Source organism: Arthrobacter sp. B2I5, from assembly GCF_030816735.1.
Classification (GTDB): Bacteria; Actinomycetota; Actinomycetes; order Actinomycetales; family Micrococcaceae; genus Arthrobacter.
Window position 1 is genome coordinate 2,862,551 of record NZ_JAUSYF010000001.1, and the last position, 22,729, is coordinate 2,885,279.

Annotated in this window: 22 protein-coding genes; 4 read left to right on the forward strand and 18 right to left on the reverse strand. The window is 66.5% G+C overall.

Annotated features, from left to right (window positions below):
• Nucleotides 1-21: 21 nt before the first annotated feature.
• The 8 genes from QFZ60_RS13445 to dxr all read right to left on the reverse strand — a co-directional run bounded on the left by QFZ60_RS13445 (nt 22) and on the right by dxr (nt 7,164).
• Nucleotides 22-801 carry a hypothetical protein gene (locus QFZ60_RS13445; RefSeq protein WP_307091030.1) on the reverse strand — a complete coding sequence of 260 codons (780 nt, stop codon included), beginning with the start codon at nt 799-801 and terminating at the stop codon, nt 22-24.
• A 40-nt stretch (nt 802-841) separates the two neighbouring features.
• Nucleotides 842-1,732, reverse strand: a complete 891-nt coding sequence (locus QFZ60_RS13450; protein ID WP_307093314.1) for a GNAT family N-acetyltransferase — start codon at nt 1,730-1,732, stop codon at nt 842-844.
• A complete protein-coding gene (ispG, locus tag QFZ60_RS13455; protein WP_142121022.1) occupies nt 1,695-2,861 on the reverse strand; it encodes a flavodoxin-dependent (E)-4-hydroxy-3-methylbut-2-enyl-diphosphate synthase in 1,167 nt (388 codons plus the stop codon). Before ispG ends, QFZ60_RS13450 begins: the two co-directional genes overlap by 38 nt.
• Nucleotides 2,862-2,895: 34 nt before the next feature.
• Complete coding sequence (locus QFZ60_RS13460; protein ID WP_307091031.1) at nt 2,896-3,189, reverse strand: YciI family protein; 294 nt, start codon at nt 3,187-3,189, stop codon at nt 2,896-2,898.
• Between the two features lie 80 nt (nt 3,190-3,269).
• Nucleotides 3,270-3,788 (reverse strand): hypothetical protein, encoded by a 519-nt coding sequence (locus tag QFZ60_RS13465; RefSeq protein ID WP_307091033.1) that lies wholly within the window; start codon nt 3,786-3,788, stop codon nt 3,270-3,272.
• 62 nt (nt 3,789-3,850) lie between these two features.
• Nucleotides 3,851-4,555, reverse strand: coding sequence for a MarR family transcriptional regulator (locus QFZ60_RS13470; protein ID WP_307091035.1), 705 nt, complete (start codon nt 4,553-4,555; stop codon nt 3,851-3,853).
• 75 nt (nt 4,556-4,630) lie between these two features.
• Nucleotides 4,631-5,962: an RIP metalloprotease gene (locus tag QFZ60_RS13475; RefSeq protein ID WP_307091037.1), complete on the reverse strand. Its 1,332-nt coding sequence runs from the start codon at nt 5,960-5,962 to the stop codon at nt 4,631-4,633.
• Nucleotides 5,963-5,979: 17 nt separating this feature from the next.
• The gene (gene dxr / locus QFZ60_RS13480; RefSeq protein ID WP_307091038.1) at nt 5,980-7,164 is read right to left on the reverse strand and encodes a 1-deoxy-D-xylulose-5-phosphate reductoisomerase; all 1,185 of its coding nucleotides are present in this window, start codon (nt 7,162-7,164) and stop codon (nt 5,980-5,982) included.
• A gap of 103 nt (nt 7,165-7,267) precedes the next feature.
• Here dxr and QFZ60_RS13485 point away from each other — a divergent pair, with 103 nt between their 5' ends.
• Nucleotides 7,268-8,737 (forward strand): lipase maturation factor family protein, encoded by a 1,470-nt coding sequence (locus QFZ60_RS13485; RefSeq protein ID WP_307091041.1) that lies wholly within the window; start codon nt 7,268-7,270, stop codon nt 8,735-8,737.
• Between the two features lie 13 nt (nt 8,738-8,750).
• Here QFZ60_RS13485 and QFZ60_RS13490 read toward each other — a convergent pair whose 3' ends face one another.
• Genes QFZ60_RS13490 through QFZ60_RS13520 form a run of 7 tightly spaced genes read right to left on the reverse strand, consistent with a single transcriptional unit; the run spans nt 8,751 to nt 16,791 of the window.
• Complete coding sequence (locus QFZ60_RS13490; RefSeq protein WP_307091042.1) at nt 8,751-9,590, reverse strand: CoA ester lyase; 840 nt, start codon at nt 9,588-9,590, stop codon at nt 8,751-8,753.
• Nucleotides 9,587-10,144, reverse strand: a complete 558-nt coding sequence (locus QFZ60_RS13495) for a MaoC family dehydratase (RefSeq protein ID WP_307091043.1) — start codon at nt 10,142-10,144, stop codon at nt 9,587-9,589. The genes QFZ60_RS13490 and QFZ60_RS13495 overlap by 4 nt, the downstream gene beginning before the upstream one ends.
• Nucleotides 10,141-10,908, reverse strand: coding sequence for a CoA transferase subunit B (locus QFZ60_RS13500; RefSeq protein WP_307091045.1), 768 nt, complete (start codon nt 10,906-10,908; stop codon nt 10,141-10,143). The genes QFZ60_RS13495 and QFZ60_RS13500 overlap by 4 nt, the downstream gene beginning before the upstream one ends.
• Before the next feature lie 2 nt (nt 10,909-10,910).
• Nucleotides 10,911-11,702 (reverse strand): CoA transferase subunit A, encoded by a 792-nt coding sequence (locus tag QFZ60_RS13505; RefSeq protein ID WP_142030796.1) that lies wholly within the window; start codon nt 11,700-11,702, stop codon nt 10,911-10,913.
• Nucleotides 11,703-11,737: 35 nt separating this feature from the next.
• Nucleotides 11,738-12,901: an acyl-CoA dehydrogenase family protein gene (locus tag QFZ60_RS13510; RefSeq protein ID WP_307091047.1), complete on the reverse strand. Its 1,164-nt coding sequence runs from the start codon at nt 12,899-12,901 to the stop codon at nt 11,738-11,740.
• A gap of 1 nt (nt 12,902) precedes the next feature.
• On the reverse strand, nt 12,903-15,170 hold the full coding sequence (locus tag QFZ60_RS13515) for a biotin carboxylase N-terminal domain-containing protein (RefSeq protein ID WP_307091049.1): 2,268 nt from the start codon (nt 15,168-15,170) through the stop codon (nt 12,903-12,905).
• 13 nt (nt 15,171-15,183) lie between these two features.
• Nucleotides 15,184-16,791 carry a carboxyl transferase domain-containing protein gene (locus tag QFZ60_RS13520; RefSeq protein ID WP_307091050.1) on the reverse strand — a complete coding sequence of 536 codons (1,608 nt, stop codon included), beginning with the start codon at nt 16,789-16,791 and terminating at the stop codon, nt 15,184-15,186.
• A 161-nt stretch (nt 16,792-16,952) separates the two neighbouring features.
• Here QFZ60_RS13520 and QFZ60_RS13525 point away from each other — a divergent pair, with 161 nt between their 5' ends.
• Nucleotides 16,953-17,606: a TetR/AcrR family transcriptional regulator gene (locus QFZ60_RS13525; RefSeq protein WP_307093315.1), complete on the forward strand. Its 654-nt coding sequence runs from the start codon at nt 16,953-16,955 to the stop codon at nt 17,604-17,606.
• Nucleotides 17,607-17,620: 14 nt separating this feature from the next.
• Here QFZ60_RS13525 and QFZ60_RS13530 read toward each other — a convergent pair whose 3' ends face one another.
• From QFZ60_RS13530 to pdhA, 3 genes are read right to left on the reverse strand one after another with little or no spacing between them, the layout of a single operon-like run.
• Complete coding sequence (locus QFZ60_RS13530) at nt 17,621-19,033, reverse strand: dihydrolipoamide acetyltransferase family protein (protein ID WP_307091051.1); 1,413 nt, start codon at nt 19,031-19,033, stop codon at nt 17,621-17,623.
• A gap of 8 nt (nt 19,034-19,041) precedes the next feature.
• Complete coding sequence (locus tag QFZ60_RS13535) at nt 19,042-20,052, reverse strand: alpha-ketoacid dehydrogenase subunit beta (RefSeq protein ID WP_307091052.1); 1,011 nt, start codon at nt 20,050-20,052, stop codon at nt 19,042-19,044.
• Nucleotides 20,052-21,221, reverse strand: a complete 1,170-nt coding sequence (gene pdhA / locus QFZ60_RS13540) for a pyruvate dehydrogenase (acetyl-transferring) E1 component subunit alpha (protein ID WP_307091053.1) — start codon at nt 21,219-21,221, stop codon at nt 20,052-20,054. Before pdhA ends, QFZ60_RS13535 begins: the two co-directional genes overlap by 1 nt.
• 193 nt (nt 21,222-21,414) lie before the next feature.
• Here pdhA and QFZ60_RS13545 point away from each other — a divergent pair, with 193 nt between their 5' ends.
• Both QFZ60_RS13545 and QFZ60_RS13550 read left to right on the forward strand, forming a co-directional pair.
• Nucleotides 21,415-21,888, forward strand: coding sequence for an Lrp/AsnC family transcriptional regulator (locus QFZ60_RS13545; RefSeq protein ID WP_307091054.1), 474 nt, complete (start codon nt 21,415-21,417; stop codon nt 21,886-21,888).
• A gap of 175 nt (nt 21,889-22,063) precedes the next feature.
• Nucleotides 22,064-22,609: a hypothetical protein gene (locus QFZ60_RS13550; protein ID WP_307091057.1), complete on the forward strand. Its 546-nt coding sequence runs from the start codon at nt 22,064-22,066 to the stop codon at nt 22,607-22,609.
• Nucleotides 22,610-22,729: the final 120 nt, after the last annotated feature.

A 22,729-nucleotide genomic window follows, 5' to 3' on the forward strand; every position in this document is an offset into this window, starting at 1 on the left:
ACTTTATGACCCAACGGATGGTTATTGGACCTGCGCGGCGGCGGAGTCCAGCAGCGCACCTGCCCGCCGGACGGCGTCGGCTCCGCTTTCACCGCCGGACGCCACCGAGGTGATCAGCATGCCGTGGTGGACCACCTGCGCCCTGACGATGGATTGCGTGCTGCCGTCCGGCAATACGGTGTCGGTCCGGTAGGCGACGGCGCCGGGCAGCCCGCTGGCCCCCTCCACCGGCGTAATGGTGACTGCCACGTTGATGCCCGACGCCGTCATGGTCATGGAGGAGCACTTCGCCAACTGCTCCGAAGGATCGGAAACCTGGGCCAGGACGCCCTGGTCCAGGCCCGCCACCAGCGACAGTGCGGTCACCGCGCCCGTAGCAGAGTCAGTGCTCATGCCGATCGCCATGGCTGCATCCTCCACCGAGGGGACCGTGCTTGCGGCAGCGAGTTCCCTGCACTCCGCCGGCTCAACGTCAATGGAGGAGATCATGGCCTTGGTTTGCTCCAAGGCCGCGGCGATGTCACCGCCCGGCAGGACCGAAAGCCTGCGGTCGGCTGCGTCCCGCACCTGCCCCACCAGGGCAGCGAGTTCGCCACTGGTGTACGCCTTGGCGGTGGGGGTTGGCGTGCCGGTGGGAACGGGCGTAACTGTTGGCGCCGGGGCTGCGGCCGAAGTTTGGGCCGTGGCAGGCGGGGCAGACGAAGACTCCGCAGCGGGAGGCGCTGCCGTCCCGCCGCAGGCAGAAACGGATATGGCCAACAGGGCGGAAGCCCCGAAAGTTCCCAGCACGGACTTCTTCAATTTTTCCCCCAATATTCAGCTGGCCGCGGCCACTGCCCGGCTAGAACAAAACTGTAGCGAACGTCCCCACCTGGCGGAAGCCAACGCGTTCGTAAGTGGACCTGGCCCGGGTGTTGAAGCCGTTCACATAGAGGCTGGTCACGGGGGCGATCTCCTGGGCCTTTTCCACCACCGCCGACATGTAGCCGGCGCTCAGCCCCTGGCCGCGGAAGACCGGGTTCATCCAAACACCCTGGACCTGGGTGACGTCGTCGGTGACTGCGCCGAGCTCAGCTTTGAACACCACGTCGCGGGCGTTGTTGAGGTGGACCAGGGAGTGCCCCTGCCTGATGAGTCCCTCCACCCGGCGGCTGTAGAACTCCCTGCCGCCCAGGTAGGGCGAATACCCCACTTCTTCCTCGAACATGGCGGCGCAGGCGGGAAGGATGCGGTCAAAGTCCGCGAGGTTCCCTTGCTCCAGGCCACGGTTGGGCTGGACCAGGGGCGGTCCGTCGATGATCATCAGTGGCTGGTCAGCCCGGACCTCGTGTGCACGGTGCCCCAACCCGGCAAGTTCGGCGTTAAGCGCCAGCACGGCTGCGGCGGGGCCAAAGGCAGATGCGTACCGGCGGCCGGAGCTGTTGGCCGCCTCCGCTACCAGGGGGGCCAGGGCGGGATCGAGCTGGACCGGAACCAGGTTGGCTCCGGCCCAGCAGGCACCCGTCAGGATGCCGTCGTCAAAGACTCCGATGACACCGGCACCGCCGCTGGTGGGCGCTGCCGTCCCCGTGGCGCGCAGGTGGGCCAGGATGAAGACGTTGGCCACCCGGTCCTGCTGGGCCAGCAATAACAGCGCGGGGGTATCCTGGCCGTCCAGCGTGCGGACAGAAAGCCCCGCAGGGTCTGGAGCGTCCCTACGAGACGCTAACCACGGGGCTACCCTTGACAGCATCTTCGCCATCGGCGTCCCCCATCTCTTCGGCGATACGCATAGCCTCTTCGATCAGTGTCTCAACAATTGCGCTCTCGGGAACAGTCTTGATGACCTCGCCCTTAACGAAGATCTGGCCCTTGCCGTTGCCTGAGGCGACACCAAGGTCGGCCTCGCGGGCCTCGCCGGGTCCGTTCACAACACAGCCCATGACCGCCACGCGGAGGGGGATCTCCATCCCTTCCAACCCGGCCGTGACCTGTTCAGCCAGAGTGTACACGTCAACCTGGGCACGGCCGCAGGACGGGCAGGACACGATTTCCAGCTTCCGGGGCCGCAGGTTCAGCGACTGGAGGATCTGGTTGCCCACCTTGATTTCCTCCACCGGCGGTGCGGAGAGGGACACGCGGATGGTGTCACCGATCCCGCGGGACAGGAGCGCACCGAAGGCGGTGGCGGACTTGATGGTGCCCTGGAACGCAGGCCCTGCCTCGGTGACGCCGAGGTGCAGTGGCCAGTCGCCCTTTTCCGCGAGCATTTCGTAGGCCGCCACCATGATCACGGGGTCGTTGTGCTTCACCGAGATTTTGAAGTCGTGGAAGCCGTGCTCCTCGAAAAGCGACGCTTCCCAGACAGCCGATTCAACCAGGGCTTCAGGGGTGGCCTTGCCGTACTTTTTCAGGATGCCCGGTTCAAGGGAGCCGGCATTGACGCCGATGCGGATGGAGGTGCCGTGGTCCCTGGCGGCGGCGGCGATCTCCTTGACCTGGTCATCGAATTTGCGGATGTTTCCAGGGTTCACGCGCACGGCAGCGCAGCCGGCTTCGATGGCTGCGAACACATACTTGGGCTGGAAGTGGATGTCCGCGATGACCGGGATCTGGGACTTCCGGGCGATGATGGGCAGCGCCTCTGCGTCGTCAGCGGAGGGGCAGGCGACGCGGACAATATCGCAGCCGGATGCCGTGAGTTCAGCGATTTGCTGCAGCGTGGCATTGATGTCCGTGGTGGGCGTGGTGGTCATGGACTGCACGCTGATGGGGAAATCAGATCCAACGCCAACTGAGCCGACTTTGATCTGGCGCGTCTTGCGGCGGGGGGCAAGGACGGGCGGTGGTGCTGACGGCATTCCCAGGCTGACCGAGGTCACGTGGACTCCTTGAGTTGAAAGGGTGAAAAGGCGGCTACGCGGCAATCCCGGCCAGCATGCCGGTTACCGGAGACCATTCCGTGATGCGGGTTCCGGCGATCACGCCGGCCGCGGCGAACGGGTCCTGCTTGAGGATCGAGTTGAGGGCGGCTTCATCCGATGCGCTGAAGATCAACAGGGCACCCGCACCGTCGCCGTAGGGTCCGCTGGCCACGATGACACCGTCCTGCGCCAGGCTGCCCGTCCATTCCCGGTGTGCGGGGCGGACCTCATTGCGGGTTTCAGTGGAGTTGGCGGCATAAACGTACTCAACGGCAAAAACTGTCATACCGCTACCCTATCGCCATGGCCGGCTTGGTACCGTACCCATCCCCCATGCAGGAACAGCGCCGGCGGAGGGATAAAGCTTCAGTGCAGGAAGAGCACTTTCACTGCGGCAGCCGTTCCGGCAGCCCAAAGCATGGAGGTGAGGGTCCCAATGATGAAGCGTTCAGCGGCCACGGGCGTCTCCTTTAGCTCGGCGAACCTGCCCAGGCCCTTGATGGCGACAATGTAGGCAATGGCCACGGGCTGGCCGGTCAGGATGGCGAGGCACACCCCCAACCGCTCCAGCACGCCGATGATGGCCCCGCCGCGCAGGATGCGCTGGCTGGCCAGGGCGGGTCCGGCGGCCGTCCCGTCCGACGCCGGTACGGCAGGAGGGGCGGTCAGTTCACCGTCCACTGCCTGGTTGGCTGCGCCGCCGGAAGGATCGTCCACCGTGACGTCAGCAGAGGGGTCATGTTCGACCCTGCGGGCTTCCTCCGCAGCCTTGGCGGCGTCTGCTTTGTCGTCGATGGTCCGGGCGAGCCTGAACACCAGCGCGGTGACCGGCCAGCCGGCGAAGCCCGCCACCACCAGTGCCGCTGCCACCCAAAGTGCCGTCACCTGTCTCCTTCATTCGGGTCGTCGTCAATCCGGCCATCCGGCTCCTTCGGGGGCTGGACCTTTTATTCCCGGCCATCCTCGAGTGCCTGGGCAACCCGGGAGTCGGCAAAACCGAGAAGCATGGAAGCAGCCGGCCTGGCTGCCCATTCTTCCTGCCAGCCGGCCCGAAGCACGGTCCGGCTCACCGACTGCTCCGAGATTCCAAGTTCAAGGGCCACCTGCTTCTGGCTTCCGTGCCGGCCGGCACCCTGCCCGTCCGCAGCCAGGCGACGCAGGGCATCGACCACTCGCCACTGGGCTTCCGTCCGATCCTGGACAAGCCGGCCGAGCAACCGAAGAACCGCCTCCGCATTGGCACACGCCTGCGCCCCTTCCCCCGCAGGGGTTCCCCCGCGGGTTTCCCTTGCCATGATGCCGGCCACCACTGACAGCGGCACTTGGGAACCGGCGCCTTTGGCGAGCTCCACCGCCTTGCGGGCGGCAACAAAAGCAGTTCCGGTCCCTTCGCGCGGGCTGGCGCCCGGGGGCAAGGAAACGCTTCCGACGCCGATCCCCACGTACCAGCGGCCTTCCCGGAGGGCGTGCAGCGCTATCTCCACCACAGTGGAAGGGTCCCGCACCACTCCCTGAACCTCATCCCCGACGGATCGGTCGAACAGCGGGTGTCCGGATTCGGGAAGTTCGAGGCGCGAAACCTGTCCGAGCAGCGCCGGGACCCGGTCCTGGTCACCGGTGCTTCCGCGCTGGTCGATGGTCATGACGAACATTCATCAACCATAGAGGGTTGATGCTCATTTATCAATCACATTTGGCTGATCTTCTGAAGTCAGCCAATATCGGATCTATCCGAACAGATTCACGGGCTTAACGATGTCCGCGTAGATCAACAGCACGCTCATCCCCATCAGCAGCGCTGCGACCACATACGTGACGGGAAGCAGTTTGGCGATGTCGAACGCGCCGGGATCGGGCCGTCCGCGCAGCTTTGCCACGCGGCGACGAATTCCCTCGTACAGGGCCCCGGCCACATGTCCGCCATCAAGGGGCAGAAGCGGGACCAGGTTGAACACTGCCAGCGCAAAGTTCAGTCCCGCCATCAGGCCAATGAGCGTGGCCACCCGGGACTGCAGCGGTACGGCTTCCATGGCCGCCACCTCGCCGGCCACCCTGCCCACGCCCACCACACTGATGGGGCCGTTGGGGTCGCGGGGCTCTTCGCTGAACGCAGCCTTGGCCACGCCCACCACACGCGCCGGGAGGTTAAAGATGACGCCGGCCACCTGGCGGATGTTCTCCCCCGCCATGGGCAGGACGGACGACGCCGGCTGGGGCTTTAGCGCCGTTTGGGCGCCGATGCCCAGGAATCCTACGTCCTGGTACTGGAGGTTGCCGGCAGCGTCGGTGGCTTGCCGGCCGTCGGCTCCCATCACGGGCCGGGCCGACAGCACCGGGGTCACGGCGGTGGAGACGGGATTGCCGTCCCGCTGCACTGTGATGGCCACCTCCCTGCCGGCGGAGGCGCGGATCCACTCCGTCAGCTGCTCCCAGCTGGTGACGGGTTTGCCGTCGAAGGAGGTGATGGTGTCGTTTGGTTTCAACCCGGCGGCGGCAGCGGGCGTCAGACGGCAGTCCGCGGAGTCAGGATCGACCGTTTGGCCGGCGGTCACCTGGCATTTGGACACGTCCGAGATGGTGGTGGTGGCTGTGGCAATACCGAAGCCCATCAGCAGCACGGCGGTGAGCAGCACGCCAAGGATCATGTTCATGGCCGGGCCGCCCAGCATCACAATCACCTTCTTCCACACCGGCAGGCGGTAGAAGACCCGGTTTTCGTCGCCCGGCCCCACTTCCTCGTGGGCCATGGAACGGGCCTCGGTGGCAAGCGTCTGGAACATGCCGGTGCTGGAGGGCCGGACCGAACCGTCCTCCTTGTTGGGCGGGTACATGCCGATCATGGACACGTAGCCGCCCAGCGGCACGGCCTTCACGCCGTACTCGGTTTCACCTTTCCGGCGTGACCACAGCGTGGGCCCGAAGCCGATCATGTACTTGGTGACGCGGACTTTGAAGAGCTTGGCCGGGACCAGGTGCCCCACCTCGTGGAGCGCGATGGACACGGCGATGCCCACGGCGACAAAGACGACGCCGAGGATGAAAAGTAGGACAGGGGTCATGAAGGTGCTACTGCTTCCTAGAGACTGCTGACTGCTAAACGTTCGTGGGCGCGGGTGCGTGCCCAGCTTTCAGCATCCAGTACTGATTCCACCGTCAGCCCCGAGGAACCTGAGTGTTCGCTGAGCACGCTGTCCACGGTATCGACGATGTCGGTGAACCGGATGCGGCCGGCATGGAAGGCGGTGACCGCCTCTTCATTGGCCGCATTGAACACGGCGGAGAAGGTGCTCCCCTGCCGGGCGGCGTCCTTGGCCAGGCCAACGGCGGGAAAGGCTCCAGCATCGAGCGGTTCGAAGGTCCAGGTGGCGGCCTGCGTCCAGTCGCAGGGGCGTGCGGCACCGGGCACCCGGGCCGGCCAGCCGAGACCCAAAGCGATGGGCAGCCGCATGTCGGGCGGCGAGGCCTGCGCGATGGTGGAGCCGTCGACGAACTGGACCATGGAGTGGACGATGGACTGGGGATGCACCACGACGTCGATCCGGTCCAGCGGGATATCGAACAACAGGTGGGCCTCGATGACCTCCAGGCCCTTGTTCACCAGAGTGGCGGAGTTGGTGGTGACCATGGGGCCCATGTCCCAGGTTGGGTGGGCCAGCGCCTGCTGCGGGGTGACGGCGTGCAGTTCCTCCCGGCTCATGCCCCGGAACGGACCGCCGGAAGCGGTGAGGATGAGCTTATCCACCTCATCCGCGGTTCCTGAGCGCAGGCACTGGGCGATTGCGGAATGTTCGGAGTCCACCGGCACGATCTGCCCCTCTTGCGCTGCCGCCTTGACCAGGCTGCCGCCCACGATCAGCGACTCCTTGTTGGCAAGGGCGAGGGTGGCTCCGGATTTGAGGGCAGCGAGCGTAGGTGCCAGGCCGATGGAACCGGTGATGCCGTTGAGCACCACGTCCGCCCCGACGGCTGCGATCCGCGCGGAGGCGTCAGGGCCGGCCACGATCTCCGGCCGGTACCCTGGACGGCCCGCAGCGGCAGCGGCCTCGCGGATCAGCGCTTCCAGCCGCCCGGGATCTCCACCGGCGATTCCCACCGCCGCCGCACCGGTGTGGACAGCCTGCTTGGCCAGGAGTTCCAGGTTGCCGCCGCCGGCACTGAGTGCCACCACCTCGAACAGGTGCGGGGCGGCGTCGACGACGTCCATCGCCTGGGTGCCGATGGAACCGGTGGATCCGAGGAGGACGATTCTGCGTGGCTGCATTGGTTAAGTATCCCGCACCCCGCCCTGCCTGTTTGCGCCCGTGGCCTGCTGCAATACCGTGGCCGCCCTTGACCGGGAGGTGGCCGGGCGTAACGTGGATTGCGTGGACTGGCTCACCTGGTTTGATGCGCCGGAGTACGAATTCGCCCGGCAGGTGCTGCAGCGGGGTGTCGCTGCACTGTATTTTGTTGCGTTCCTGTCAACGCTGAACCAGTTTCCCGCCCTGCTCGGCGAGCGCGGCCTCCTTCCGGTACCCGATTTCCTTGCGGCGTTCACCCGCCTGCGTCGCCCCACCCTGTTCCGCTGGCGGTACTCGGACCGGCTGCTTCGCGGCGTCTGCGCTGCCGGTTTGGTGGTGTCTGCGCTGCTCGTGGCCGGGATACCGCAAACGGGCCCGCCGTGGGTTCCACTGATCGCTTTCCTGGTCCTGTGGCTGTTGTATATGTCGGTGGTGAACGTGGGCCAGACGTTCTACGGGTTCGGCTGGGAAATGCTGCTCCTTGAGGCGGGCTTCACCGTCGCGTTCCTGGGTTCCAACCAAACGGAGCCGCCGCGGACCATCCTGATCCTGATCGTGTGGCTGGTGTTCCGGCTGGAATTCGGTGCGGGAATGATCAAGATCCGCGGTGGCCGGGAGTGGCGGGACCTGACGGCGCTGTACTACCACCATGAAACCCAGCCCATGCCCGGTCCCCTCAGCCGGCAGGCGCATCTCCTGCCCAAGCCGCTGCACCGCATCGAGGTGGTGGGCAACCACATTGCCCAGCTGGTGGTGCCGTTCCTGCTCTTCGCTCCGCAGCCCGTGGCCGGTGTGGCGGCGGGGGTGGTCATCGTTACCCAGTTGTGGCTGGTGGCCAGCGGCAACTTCGCCTGGCTGAACTGGATGGCCATCGTGCTGGCGTTCGCCGCGGTCAGTGATCCTGTGGCGCACGCGGTGATACCGGCCATCCCGGCGGACTGGGACGCCGCCATGGGAGGCCGGCAGGAGACGCCGCTGTGGTGGCTGGCCATCACGCTGGCGGCGTCCGTCCTGTTGCTGGTGCTGAGCTATTGGCCACTTCGGAATCTGTTCTCCCGGCGGCAGCTGATGAATGCCAGTTTCAACAGGTGGCAGCTGGTGAACGCTTACGGCGCGTTCGGCACGGTGACCAAGCAGCGCATCGAGGTGGTGGTGGAAGGCACCCTGGATGATGACCCTGATGACAGCTCCGGCTGGCGGGAGTACGGCTTCAAGGGCAAGCCCGGTGATGTGCGCCGGATTCCCCGGCAGTGGGCCCCCTACCACCTGCGGCTGGACTGGCTGATGTGGTTCCTGCCGTTGCGCACCGTTCATGAGGAATGGTTCTACGCGTTCCTTGCCAAGCTGCTGGCGGCGGACCGGCAGATGCTTCGCCTCCTCAGGCATGACCCGTTCGACGGCGCCGCGCCGCGCTGGGTGCGCGTTCGCACCTTCCATTACCGCTTCGCCACCCGGAAGGAGTTCCGGGAGATAGGGAACCGCTGGGTACGGACGCTGCTCTACGAGCCCATCCCGCCCACGTCCCTGCGCCGGCAGCACGGACGGCAACGGTAGCCGGACCGTCCCGCTATGCTTTGGCAGCGGCGCGGCGGACGATCTCCTGGGCGTGCTTGAGGATGGGTCCGTCGATCATCTTCCCCTGGTACTGGAACACTCCCGATCCGGCTGACGCTGCGGCCTCCAGGAGGGCAGCAGCTGCCGCCACCTCGCCTTCCGAGGGTGCGTAGGCTTTGCGGACCACCGCCGCCTGGCTGGGATGGATGCAGGCTTTTGAGCTGAAGCCCGAAGCCACAGCATCGGCTGCTTCGGCCGCCAGTCCATCGAGGTCGGGGATGTTGGTGTACACCGCGTCCACCGCTTCCTTGCCGTAGGCGCGGGCCGCCAGCAGGACGGCGGAGCGGGCATGCAGGGCCACGGCCCGGTAGCCGCCGTCATCCTTACGGCTGGATGTACCTCCCAGGCTGGCCAGCAGGTCCTCGGCGCCCCACATCAGGCCCACCACGTTGGGAGCGGCGGCGATGGCCGGCGCATTGAGTACGCCGAGCGCCGTTTCGCAGAGGGCAATCACCTGGTAGCCCTCCAGCGCCTTGAGCTGTTCGGCCGATTCGGCCTTGGCCAGCATCACCGTGCGGTACGGCGTATGGGCCAGGCAGTGCAGGTCCTTTTCAAACTCCTCGGTGCCCACGGGGTTCACCCTCACGATGGTGCAGCTGGGTTCAAGCTCCGGTTCCACGCCGGTGGTTCCCAACTGCGCCAGGATGGCACCCCTGGCGCGCTGCTTGTCCGCCGGCGCCACGGCGTCTTCAAGGTCCAGGATCACGGCGTCCGCCCTCGCGGCGGCTTTCTGGTAGCGCTCCGGCCGGTCGGCGGGGCAGAACAGCAGCGCGGGGCCCATTACGAAAGTCATACCGGCATTGTCTCCTGTCCGGCGTCCTGCGCCTTGCGGTGGGCCTCACGCGTCCACATCAGGCAACTTCGGGTGGCCCGGGCCACCACGGTTCCGTCCTGGTTGCGCCCGGTGTGCTCCATGGTCACGATGCCCTGGCCGGGGCGTGAGGACGAAAGCCGCTTGCCGGTGACGGCCGTCTCCGTGTACAGCGTGTCGCCGTGATACAGCGGGTGCGGGAACGTGACGTCCGTCAGGCCCAGCTGGGCGATGATGGTCCCCTGCGTGAGCTGGGTGACGGACTGGCCCACCATGGTGGCAAGGGTGAACATCGAGTTCACCAGCCGCTGGCCAAAGGGCTGCCCGGCGCTCCAGGCCGCGTCCAGGTGCAGCGCCTGGGTATTCATGGTGAGCGTGGTGAAGAGGACGTTGTCGGTTTCGGTCACGGTGCGTCCGGGACGGTGGGCGTACAGCACGCCTTCCTCCAGCTCATCGAAGTACAGCCCGCGCTGTTCGATGACCCTCCTGCCGCCGTCGTCCTCCTGCCGGGACGCCGGACCGTTTCCGTCAGTCATACGGTGAGTTCCCGGTCTTCCTCGAACAGGTCCGCGCCGGTGGCCGCCACGACGTCCTCGGCAGAGACGTTGGGGGCCAGTTCGCGCAGCACCAGGCGTGAGTCGCCGTTGTCCTTCACGACATCAATGACGGCGAGGTCGGTGATGATCCGGTCCACACAGCCCTTGCCGGTCAGCGGGAGTGAGCATTGCTGGACGATCTTCGGATTGCCGTTGCGGTCCACGTGCTCCATCATCACAATGACCCGCTTGGCACCGAACACCAGGTCCATGGCCCCGCCCATGCCTTTGACCATCTTGCCCGGGATCATCCAGTTGGCCAGGTCCCCGTTGGCCGCAACCTCCATAGCGCCCAGGACGGCCAGGTCCACGTGGCCGCCGCGGATCATGCCAAAGGATGTTGCCGAATCGAAGAACGCGGCGCCCCGGTTGACCGTCACGGTTTCCTTGCCGGCGTTGATCAGGTCCGGATCCACCGCGTCCTCAGCGGGGTAGGGGCCGACGCCGAGGATCCCGTTCTCGGAGTGCAGCACCACCTCCACTCCGGCGGGAATGTAGTTGGGGATCAGGGTGGGCATCCCGATGCCAAGGTTCACGTACTGGCCGTTGCGGAGCTCCCTGGCCACCCGTGCGGCGAGTTCGTTGCGCGTCCAGCCCTTGGCGCCGGTCCCGTCAGGCGGCGTCTCATGCTGTTGTCCTGCCGCCCGGCGGTATTCAGGGCGGACGCCTTCGGGCCGCGGTGCGAAGGGGCTGTTCGGGTCCATGGCTAAGCTCCTGCCTGCTGGTTGGTGCCGCGCTCCTGTGCCGGGGCCAGCGCCACTGTCCGCTTTTCGATCCGTTTCTCCCCGTGCGCGGCCAGGACCACGCGTTGGACGAAGATGCCGGGCGTGTGGATGTGTTCGGGGTCCAGCTCACCGGGCTCCACGAGTTCCTCCACCTCGGCGATGGTGATCCTGCCTGCCATGGCGCACAGGGGGTTGAAGTTCATGGCGGTGGCGTGGAACACCAGGTTGCCGTGGCGGTCTCCTTTCCACGCATGGACCAGCCCGAAGTCGGGGGTGAGGGATTCTTCCAGGACGTAGTCCACTCCCCCGAAGGACCGCACTTCCTTCGGGGCGGAGGCAACCGCGATGCCGCCGTTGGCGTCGTACTTTTGCGGCAGGCCGCCGTCGGACACCTGCGTGCCCACCCCCGCCTTGGTGTAGAACGCCGGGATGCCCGCCCCGCCGGCCCGCAGCTTTTCGGCCAGCGTGCCCTGCGGGGTGAGCACCACTTCGAGCTCACCGGCGAGGTACTGGCGTGCGAATTCCTTGTTCTCGCCCACGTAGGAGCTGATGGTGCGGCGGATGCGCCCGTCCCGCAGCAGGATGCCCAAACCCCAGTCGTCGACGCCGCAGTTGTTGCTGACGGTTTCCAGGCCGGAGGTGCCCGCGCGGTGCAGGGCGTCGATCAGGGCAACGGGAATTCCACAGAGGCCGAATCCACCCACCGCCAGGGAGGCGCCGTCCGGGATGTCTGCAACCGCCTCGTCAGCGCTGGCAACAACCTTGTCAATCATCAGTGATCCTCTCAGGCCGGCTACAGTCCCAGTTTCTAAAGACCCAGTTCGCGGGCGATCAGCATCAGCTGGACCTCCGTGGTGCCCTCCCCCACTTCAAGGATCTTGGAGTCGCGGTAGTGGCGTGCCACGGTGAACTCGTTGATGAAGCCATAGCCGCCGAATACCTGGGTGGCATCCCGCGCATTGTCCATGGCCGCCTCGCCTGCGACCATCTTAGCGATGGCCGCCTGGGTCTTGAACGGCTTGCCGGCAAGCATCCGGAAGGCGGCGTCGTAGTACGCCAGGCGGGCGGTATGGGCCCGTGCTTCCATGCGGGCGATCTTGAAGGAAATGGCCTGGTACTTGCCGATTTCCTGGCCGAATGCCCTGCGCTCGCTGGCGTATTTGACCGAGAGATCCACGCAGCCCTGGGCGGCGCCCGTGGCCAGCGCGGCGATGGCGATGCGGCCCTCATCGAGGATGGAAAGGAAGTTGGCATAGCCGCGGCCTTCAGCACCAAGCAAGTTCGCTTCCGGGACCCGCACGTCCTTCAATGTGAGGGGGTGGGTGTCCGAAGCATTCCAGCCCACCTTGTTGTACGGCTTTTCCGCCTTGAAACCCGGCGTGTCGGTAGGCACCAGGATGGTGGAGATCCCCTTCTGCACGCTGCCATCCGCGCGCTCCTTTTGCCCGGTGACGGCGGTGACAGTGACCAACCGGGTGATGTCCGTTCCGGAGTTGGTAATGAACTCCTTGTTGCCGTTGATGACCCAGTTCCCGTCCTCGCGCCGGGCGTGGGTCTTGGTCCCGCCGGCATCCGAACCGGCCTCGGGCTCGGTGAGGCCAAAGCCGGCGAGCGCCTGGCCGGACGCCAGCATGGGCAGCCACTCCTGCTTCTGCGCCTCGGTGCCGAAGCGGTAGACGGGCATGGCGCCCAGGGAAACGCCTGCTTCCAGGGTGATGGCCACGGACTGGTCCACCCGGCCAAGCTGCTCCAGCGCCAGGGCCAGGGCGAAGTAGTCCCCGCCCATGCCGCCGTATTCCTCAGGGAAGGGCAGTCCGAACAGGCCCATCTCCGCCATCTGCTTCACCACTTCGTAGGGGAAGCTGTGCTCTTCGTCGTGTTTGGCCGATACCGGGGCGACTACTTCGTCGGCGAATTCCCGGACGGTGTTGCTGAGGTCCTGGTATTCCTCACTGAGTTCAAATCCGGACATTTCAGGCTCCTTCGCCTTGGTCTGCAGCAGTGTCTGATGCTGTGCCTGTTGCTGTTTCTGTACTGGGAATTTTTGTGCCGGCGGCAGCGGGATGGATGGTGGCCAGCACCTGGTCGGCCTTCACCAGGTCTCCCGTACGGGCCGCCAGGTGCACGGTCCCTGCCAGCGGGGCCACCAGGTGGTGCTCCATCTTCATGGCTTCCACGGACACCAGGACGTCCCCTGCCTGGACCGTGTCCCCGTCAGCCACCGGGACGGCCACGACGGTTCCGGGCATCGGCGAGCGCACCTCCGGGTCGGCTGCCCCTTCCTGCCGCTGGATGGCTGCCAGCAGGCGTTCCAGCCGTGCTTCGCGGGTCAGGACATCGAGCCGGCAGGACCAGCCGTCGTTGCCGAGGTAGAGCTGTGCGGGGCCGGCGGGCACAGGGTTGTCCCAGGTTGGGGCGGCGGCTCCGGAATACACCGGTGCCAGCCTGTAGGCGTGGCGCCCGCCGTCCAGGTCGAGTTCGATGCTTTTCCGGCCGGACCACTGCAGCGAGGCTGTCTGCCGCGGGCCGCCGTCGACGGCGACCACGGCCTTGTCCCCCGCATTGGGACTGCCGGTGGCCTGCACCGTCACCACGCCGCCGTCGGGCGTTCCCAGGCTGACGCGGCGTGGCGCCGGCGCGCCGAGGCGCCAGCCATTCCTGTCCTGCCAGGGCCCGCTCCCCTGGGAAGGGTTGTCCTGCGCGTCCAGGGACAGCGCGTAGAGCGCAGCGGCCACCAGCTCGGGGTTGTCGATGCGGCGGAAATCCAGCCCGGGCAGCTTCCGTTCGATCAGGCCGGTGTCCAGATGCCCTGCCTGGACGTCGGGGTCGTTGACCAGGAGCCGAAGGTACTCCACATTGGTCTCGATGCCCAGCGCCGTGTAGCCGGACAAAGCCTGGTCCAGCATGGACAGCGCCGCAGCGCGGTCCCCGGCCCAGGCGATCACCTTGGAAACCATGGGATCGTAGTGTGCCGACAGCTCCAGGCCTTCCACCAGTGAGGAGTCCACCCGGACCCGGCCCTGTGCTGTCCCGGTTTCGTTGCGTGCGGGGGCGCTGGGCCGCTGCGCCGGGCCCGGCAGTTCATCGAGCACCAGCACGGTCCCGGTGGACGGGAGGAAGTTCTTCTCTGGCACCTCGGCGTAGACCCTGGCCTCCACGGCGTGGCCGGACAGCTCCACGTCAGCCTGCCGGACGGTCAGCTCCGCACCCGCGGCGATCCGCACCTGCCATTCCACCAGGTCGATGCCGGTGACCATTTCGGTAACCGGGTGTTCCACCTGCAGCCTGGTGTTCATCTCCATGAAGAAGAACTCGTCCGGCGCGTCATCGGAGACCAGGAACTCAACGGTCCCCGCACCCACATAATTGACGCTGCGGGCCGCATTGCAGGCGGCCTCACCGATGCGGGCCCGCACTTCGGGCCCGTTGGGAAGGCCCTCCAGCAGGGGTGACGGGGCTTCCTCGATGACTTTTTGGTGCCGGCGCTGCAGGGAGCATTCGCGCTCGCCGAGGTGGATGACGTTGCCGTGGCCGTCCGCCAGCACCTGCACCTCGATGTGCCGCGGGGTGGTCACCAGGCGTTCCAGGAACAGGGTGTCGTCACCGAACGCGGCGGCGGCCACGCGGCGCGCCGTGGCCAGGGCGGCGGGCAGGCCCGCCGGTTTCCCGACGGCCTGCATCCCCTTGCCGCCGCCGCCCGCGGACGGCTTGATGAGCAAGGGAAAGCCGACGGCCTCCGCGGACTCGATCAGTTCGCTGTCCGTCATGCCTGGCTTGGCGATGCCGGGGACGACGGGCACGCCATACCCTGACACGTGGTTCTTGGCGCGGATCTTGTCACCCATGACATTCAGCGCTTCGACGCCCGGGCCGATGAACGTGATGCCGGCTTTCTCCAGGGCCCTGGCGAAGTCCACGTTCTCGCTCAGGAAACCGTAGCCGGGGTGGACCGCTTCGGCCCCGGACTGCCGGCATGCCTCCACGATTGCGTCAGCGTTCAAGTAGCTTTCGGTGGCCGCGGCGGGGCCGATCCGGACGGACGTGTCGGCTTCGCGCACGTGCCGGGCGCCGGCGTCGGCATCGCTGTAAACGGCCACCGAACGGATGCCCAGGTGCCGCAGCGTGCGGATGACGCGGCAGGCGATTTCGCCGCGGTTGGCCACCAGTACGGCACCGAAGAGGGGCTTGCCGGGTGCCACCGCGGCGGAAGCCGTGCTGCTTGTGGCTGCGTTGGTTTCCATTGTCATTCCTGGCTCACATCCGGAAGAGGCCGAAGGAGGTCTCCGGCAGGGGGGTGCGGGAGACGACGTCGAGGGCCAGGCCCAGGACGGTGCGGGTATCGGCGGGATCGATGACGGCGTCATCCCACAGCCGGGCGGTGGAGTAGTAGGGGCTGCCCTGGTCCTCGTACTGCTGCCGGATGGGCGCCTTGAAGGCTTCCTCGTCCCCTGCCGGCCAGTCCTCACCCGCCGCTTCATACTGGTCCCGCTTCACGGTGGCCAGCACGCTGGCGGCCTGGTTGCCGCCCATCACGGAGATCCGGGCTGCGGGCCACATCCACAGGAACCGCGGCGAGTAGGCGCGGCCGCACATGGAGTAGTTTCCCGCCCCGAAGGAGCCGCCGATCACCACTGTCAGCTTGGGCACCCGCGCGGTGGCAACGGCCGTCACCATCTTGGCGCCGTTCTTGGCGATGCCGCCCTGCTCGGCGTCCCTGCCCACCATGAAGCCGGAGATGTTCTGCAGGAAGACCAGCGGAATCCCCCGCTGGTCGCACAGCTCAATGAAGTGCGCACCCTTGAGCGACGACTCGCTGAACAGCACGCCGTTGTTGGCCACGATCCCCACCGGGTGCCCATGGATCCGGGCGAATCCTGTGACCAGGGTGGTGCCGTACTCCTTTTTGAACTCATGGAACCGGCTGCCGTCCACCAGGCGTGCAATAACCTCGTGGACGTCGTACGGCGCGTTGACGTCCGTAGGCACGGCACCATAGAGCGCTTCCGGGTCCACGGCGGGTTCGACGGCGGGTTCCACCTGCCAGGCGGGCGCGGCGGGTGGCGGCAGGGTGGAGACAATGTCCCTGACGATCTGGAGGGCATGTTCGTCGTTCTCGGCGAGGTGGTCCGTCACGCCCGAGACCCGGGAGTGCACCTCGCCGCCGCCCAGTTCCTCGGCGGTGACGATTTCCCCGATTGCCGCCTTCACCAGCGGCGGTCCGCCCAGGAAGATGGTGCCCTGGTTCCGGACTATGACGGTTTCGTCGCTCATGGCGGGGACGTAGGCGCCGCCGGCCGTGCAGGACCCCATCACGGCAGCGATCTGTGGAATTTTGGCGGCCGACAGACGCGCCTGGTTGTAGAAGATCCGGCCAAAGTGGTCCCTGTCTGGAAAGACTTCGTCCTGCTTGGGCAGGAAGGCCCCGCCCGAATCCACCAGGTAGATGCAGGGAAGGCCGTTCTCCAGGGCGATCTCCTGGGCACGGAGGTGCTTCTTCACCGTCATGGGGTAGTACGTGCCGCCCTTGACGGTGGCGTCATTGGAGATGACCAGGACCTGGCGGCCGTGCACCAGGCCGATGCCGGCGATGACTCCTGCGCCGGGTGCCTCGTCACCGTACATCCCGTTGGCCGCCAGGGGTGCAATCTCCAGGAACGGACTGCCCTCATCCAGCAGTTGGTCGATCCGGTCCCGCGGCAGCAGTTTGCCCCGGGCCACGTGCCGGTCCCGGGACTTCTGGGGGCCGCCCAGCGCCGCATCCGCAAGCCTTTTCCGCAGTTCGCCGGCGAGCGCCGACTGCGCTTCCCGGTTGGCGCGGAAGGCCTCGCTTGCGGGGTCAAGCCGGGTGGCCAGGGTCTCCATTGACGGTCCGTCCTTGTCTGTGCCCGGCCGGCTTTACCGCCAACTCGGTTAGTGACTAATAACTGAAATTCAGGTTAGTCTCGATTAACTGTGATGTCCAACACACGGCCGCCTTGGTAGAATCTGCGTCGGTCCGAGGAGGAAAAGTGTCCAGCAATACTGTGCAGCCGGTACCTGCCGCCCAGCCCGTTCCAACAACCCATTCCGTTTCAACGACCCAGCGCGGCAAGGCGAAGGAGAACCGGCGGCAGGCTTTGCTGTCCGCTGCGGCTTCACTGTTCGCGCTGAACGGCTTCAACCGCGTTTCGCTGGAGGACCTCGGCGCGGCGGCAGGCGTCAGTGGCCCCGCGGTCTACCGCCACTTTCCGGGAAAGCAGGCCGTCCTGGCCGATCTCCTGGTCACCGTGAGCCAGGAACTGCTGGACGGCGGCCGCCAGGTGGTGGACAGCACGCCGGATCCCCTGGCCGCCCTGCGCCGGCTGGTGGAGTTCCAGGTGGACTTCGCACTCGGCAAGCCGGACGTGATCCGGGTGCAGGACCGTGACTTCAGCAACCTCTCCGAGCAGGACCAGTCCGCGGTGCGTACCCTGCAGCGCAGCTACGTGGAGGTGTGGGTGGACATCCTGGCCAAAGTCCACCCGGGGACCGATGCCGCTGAGCTGCGGATGCGTGCCCATGCCACGTTCGGCCTGATCAATTCCACCCCGCACTCGGTCCGGAGCCATGGCAGGAGGCTGGCGGCCGGAGCGGCCCGCCCCCTGCTCGAGCGGATGGCACTGGCAGCGCTGATGGTGGACAGCGCGCCCGCCCCCTAGCTTGGAGCAGGCCGCTAGACCATCGCGAGGACTATTCCCGGTTCGGCCAGGATGGCTCCGACGTCGGCCAGGAACCGGGACCCCTGCTCGCCGTCCACCAGACGGTGATCGAAGGACAGGCTGAGCGTGAGCACCTGGCGCAGCGCCACCTCGCCTTTGTACTCCCACGGCATGGTCCGGACCGCGCCCAGACCAAGGATCGCCGCCTCCCCGGGATTGAGGATGGGGGTACCCGCATCGATCCCGAAGACGCCGATATTGGTGATGGAAATGGTGCCGCCGGCAAGGTCTGCGGGCGTGGTCTTGCCTGCCCTGGCCGTATCTGCGAGCGCCGTCAGCGCCTGCGCCAGCTGCGGGAGCGCCATGGCGTCGGCGGCCTTGATGTTGGGGACCGTGAGTCCGCGGGGCGTGGCCGCTGCAATGCCCAGGTTCACGTAGTTGAAGGTGACAATCTCCTGGTTGTCCTCGTCCCAGCGGGAATTCAGGGCCGGGTTCCGCCGCAGGGCCACCAGGACGGCCTTGGCGGCGAGCGTCAGCGGGCTGAGCCTGGTTCCGGCGAAGTCTCTGCTGTTCTTGAGTTTTGCCAGCAGCTCAAGGCTGGGTGTGACATCAACGGTGAGGAATTCGGTGGCATGCGGCGCGGTGAAGGCGCTTTGGACCATTGCCGCCGCAGTGTGCTTGCGCACGCCCTTGATGGGAGTCCGGGTCTCCCGCTCCCCCGTCCGGGTTCCGCTGGCGATGGTCACCTGCCCGGCCGTGGCCCCGGCAGGTTCTCCTGCATGCCCCGCAAAGCCCTGGACGTCTTCCCGCGTGATCAACCCGCCGGGACCGGTGCCGGTTACCTGCGTGAGGTCCACGCCCAGGTCCTTGGCCAGCTTCCGGACAGGAGGCGTGGACCGGGGGCGCTCTGCGTGGTGGTCTTCGGCTGGCCCGGTCTCCATGGGGGTGGAGTGGACGGGCTTGTCTTCCACGTGCTCAACCACGTGGGGCCGGATTGCGGCTGGCTCCACGGGGGCAAGGTTCCGCGGCCGCCGGGTTGGCCGCCCGGAAGCTTCCACGACGGCGCCGTACCCCACCAGGTTGGGTTCCCGCTTCAGGCTTTCCCCTGCCTTCGGCGTTTCCCCGGCGGACTCCCCCGCCCCGGGCGAAAAGGCGCCGGACGGTGGTGAAGGTGGCGCGCCGTCGTCGTCCGCCACCTCAAAGGAGACGATCGGCTTGCCCACCTCCACAACGGAACCGGGCTGTTCGTGGAGTTCCTTGATGACGCCGGCGAACGGTGACGGAAGCTCCACCACTGCCTTGGCGGTTTCCACTTCGGCGATGACCTGGTTCAGGCTGACGGTGTCGCCAACGTCCACTTTCCAGCTGAGGATTTCAGACTCTGTGAGTCCCTCGCCCAGGTCCGGGAGCCGGAATTCCTTGATCATGGTTGCCCTCATCCTTCCAGCCCGCTCAGGGAATTGGGGCGGCCCAGGGCGCGGTCCACGCCGTCCAGGATGCGGTCCAGGCCCGGCAGGTGGTGCATCTCCAGTTTGGAGTACGGGTAGGGAATGTCGAATCCCGTCACCCTCACGGGAGCCGCCTCAAGGTGGTAGAAGCACCGCTCGGTGATGCTGGCGGCCACTTCCGCCCCCAGCCCGCCGGATTGCGCGGCCTCGTGCGTCACCACCAGGCGCCCGGTCTTCCGCACGGACGCCACCACGGGCTCATAATCAACGGGGGCCAGCGAGCGCAGGTCGATGACTTCAATGGAGATGCCCTCGTCCGCTGCGGCGGAGGCGGCGTCCAGGGCCGTCTTGACCAGGGGGCCGTAGGCCACCAGGGTCACGTCGCTGCCGTCGGTCAGGACCCGGGCCTTGTCCATGGGCAGGGCGGAACGCGGGTCCACTGACTCGTCCACGTCGCCTTTGTCGTGGTAGCGGCGCTTGGGCTCGAAGTACAGCACGGGGTCGTCGCAGGCGATGGCCTGCTGGATTACGGTGTAGGCGTCCTGCGGGTTGGCCACGGTGACCACCCGGAGGCCGGAGGTGTGGGTGAAGTAGGCTTCCGGCGATTCCGAGTGGTGCTCGGGCGAGCCGATGCCGCCGCCGAACGGGACCCTGATGGTGATGGGCATCCTGACGGCCCCGCGGGTACGGTAGTGCAGTTTGGCCACCTGGCTGACGATCTGGTCGAACGCCGGGTAGATGAAGCCGTCGAACTGGATTTCCACCACGGGACGGTAGCCGCGGTAGGCCAGGCCCACTGCGGTGCCCACAATGGCTGACTCCGCCAGCGGCGTGTCCACCACGCGGTGTTTGCCAAAGTCTTTCTGCAGGCCGTCCGTCACCCTGAACACGCCGCCCAGGGTACCGATGTCCTCGCCGAGGAGGACCACCTTGGAGTCGTTTTCCAGCGACTTGCGCAGCCCGGCATTGATGGCACGGGCAAAGGTCAACTGGGTCATCAGCGTGCACCTTCCTTGGAAACGGCTCCGTCGGGGTCCCCGAAGGTCGCCAGGTAACGGGCGTAATGGTCCTGCTGGCGTTCCAGCCAGGAATTGGGCGTGCTGTAGACGTGCTTGAAGATGTCCATGGGCCGGGGTTCCGGCATGGTGGTGCAGCCGCGGCGCATGTCAGATGCAACGGCGTCGGCTTTGTCCTTGACCTGCTGCTGCAGTTCCGCGGTCAGGATCCCCCTCCGGCCCAGGAGGCCGGCGAGCCGGGAAATGGGGTCCTTGGCGGCCCAGTCCTCCAGTTCGTTGGCATCGCGGTAGCGGGTGGGATCATCGGCGGTGGTGTGGGGTCCCATGCGGTAACTGACGGCTTCGATGAAGGTGGGGCCGCCGCCCCGGCGGGCGCGGTCAAGTGCCAGCCGGGTGGCCGCCATGACTGCCAGGACGTCATTGCCGTCCACGCGCAGGCTGGGGATGCCGAAGCCGGTGGCCCGGTCCGCGAGCTGGATGTGGGACTGCAGGCGCACGGGTTCGGAGATGGCCCAGTGGTTGTTCGTGCAGAAGAACACCACGGGGGCCTGGAAGCTGGCGGCGAACACCATGGCCTCGTTGACGTCGCCCTCGCTGGTGGCTCCGTCACCGAAGTAGGCGACGGCCACCGCGTCCGCGCCGTCATTCTGGATCCCCATGGCGTAGCCGGTGGCGTGCAATGTCTGGGCGCCGATGATGATCTGCGGCGTTGCCATGTTGATGCCGTACGGGTCCCAGCCGCCGGACGCGTTCCCACGCCACACCCGCAGGAGGTCCGTCAGGTCTACACCGCGGCAGTACGCCACACCGTTTTCGCGGTAGCTGGAGAAGACAAAGTCGTCCGCCCGCAACGCCCGGCCGGACCCGATCTGGGCCGCCTCCTGGCCCAGGAGCGGGGGCCACAGGGCCAGCTCACCCTGCCGCTGCAGGGCCGTGGCCTCCACGTCGATCCGGCGGATGACGGTCATGTCCTCGAAGAGGGAGCACAAGTGATCGTCGGTAATGTCCCTGACCCAGAAATCGAATTCCGGGTGGCTGATGCGCTCACCCGACGGGGTGATCAGCTGGAGGAGATCCGGCCCCGTTCCGCCGGGGTTTCCTGCGATCTCGGGGGTTTGTGCGCCGCCAGGGCCCGTTTCGTCTGTAGACACGATTGCCGCAACCTTCGTACGTCGTTGACCTGTGGTTTTCGAAGCTTTTGGCCCTGCCGCCACCGGCCTTCCGGGCGTCATTGCCCCAGATACTGTGACCCTACTCACAATGGCCATCGGGTACAACCACTGCGGATCAAGTTGAGCAGAGTGCCCTATATGGGGCACTGGGACCGTGCTAGCGTTGCGCATTATGCGAGCTTTGGATGGCACTGACACCCGCCTGTTGGCAGCACTGGCACAGGATCCGCGCCGCACGGTGGTGGCCCTGGCGCAGAAGCTGGGCCTGTCCCGCAATACGGTCCAGGCGCGCATGGCCCAGCTGGAGAAAAAGCACGTCTTCCTGTCCTTCGAACGGCGCATCAATCCAGCCGCCCTGGGGTATCCGCTCATGGCTTTCATCTCCGTCCACGTGCAGCAGCAGAAGCTTGGGCACCTGGCGGAGGAAATCGCAGCCATCCCCGAGGTCCTGGAGGGTTACGGATTGACGGGCTCAGCGGACCTGCTGCTGCGCGTGGTGGCCAGGGATGCCGAGGACCTGTTCCGGATCAACGGCAAGATCCTTGCCTGCGATGGCGTGGAACGGGCTGACACCGCATTGGCCATGGGCGAACTGATCCCCTTCCGGGTGCAGCCCCTGCTGGACCGCGGTTCAGAAGGTGGATAGTTCAAAAGGCACATAGTTCAGAAGGCGGTTAACGCCACCAACGGACCTTCCACACATGCTGCACGCACGACGGCGGCAGGCGGGGTTATAGGCTTGGTTGCAGTCATCGCCGGGCCTGGAAGGGCCCGGGCCAGTTCGCCGGCGCCGCCGCGCCAGTTCCCGAAAGGCTCCACTTTTGAGCAGTTCCCAGGATCCGTACCAGCAGGGCCGGACGGGCTACACACCTCGGCAGTTACCGCCGCTGCCGGAGCAGCCCGCCCCGTTCGGACTGCCGGGGGAACCGCCCAGGCAACGGAACCGGCGGAAGCTGTGGATCATTCTTGGCAGCATCGGCGGGGTGCTGCTCCTGGTGATCCTCGGCGTCGTCATCCTGGTGAACGTGGTGGGGAGCGCAACCAACCAGGCCCGGGGACTCGCGGACGACTTCACCAGGAAGGTCATCGCCGGCGACACCTCCCGCGCCTACGACGAATACCTCGACCCGGCCCTGCAGAAACAGCTCTCCAAGGAAGCCTTCATCTCCGGGGTGAAGAGCCTGGAAATGGACAGCTCCTGCCAGCCCGCGTACAACGACCTTAAGGTCTCCACGGAGAACGGGATCAAGTCGGCGGATGTGGTGGGCCAGATCAGCTGCACCGGCAAGAAAGTGGACCTGGCGTACCGCTTCGAAGGCAAGGACAAGCCCCTCATGACCAACATCAAGCTGCGGCCGGCGGCATAGACGGACAGGAAAGTGGAAAGGGTACTGATCTTTTTACCCATCCACCCACGGCCATGATTCGAATTGCTTCCGAGGGTCCCGCCCAGGGGCCTGTTGGTCCGGCGGGAACTGTTGCCCGCC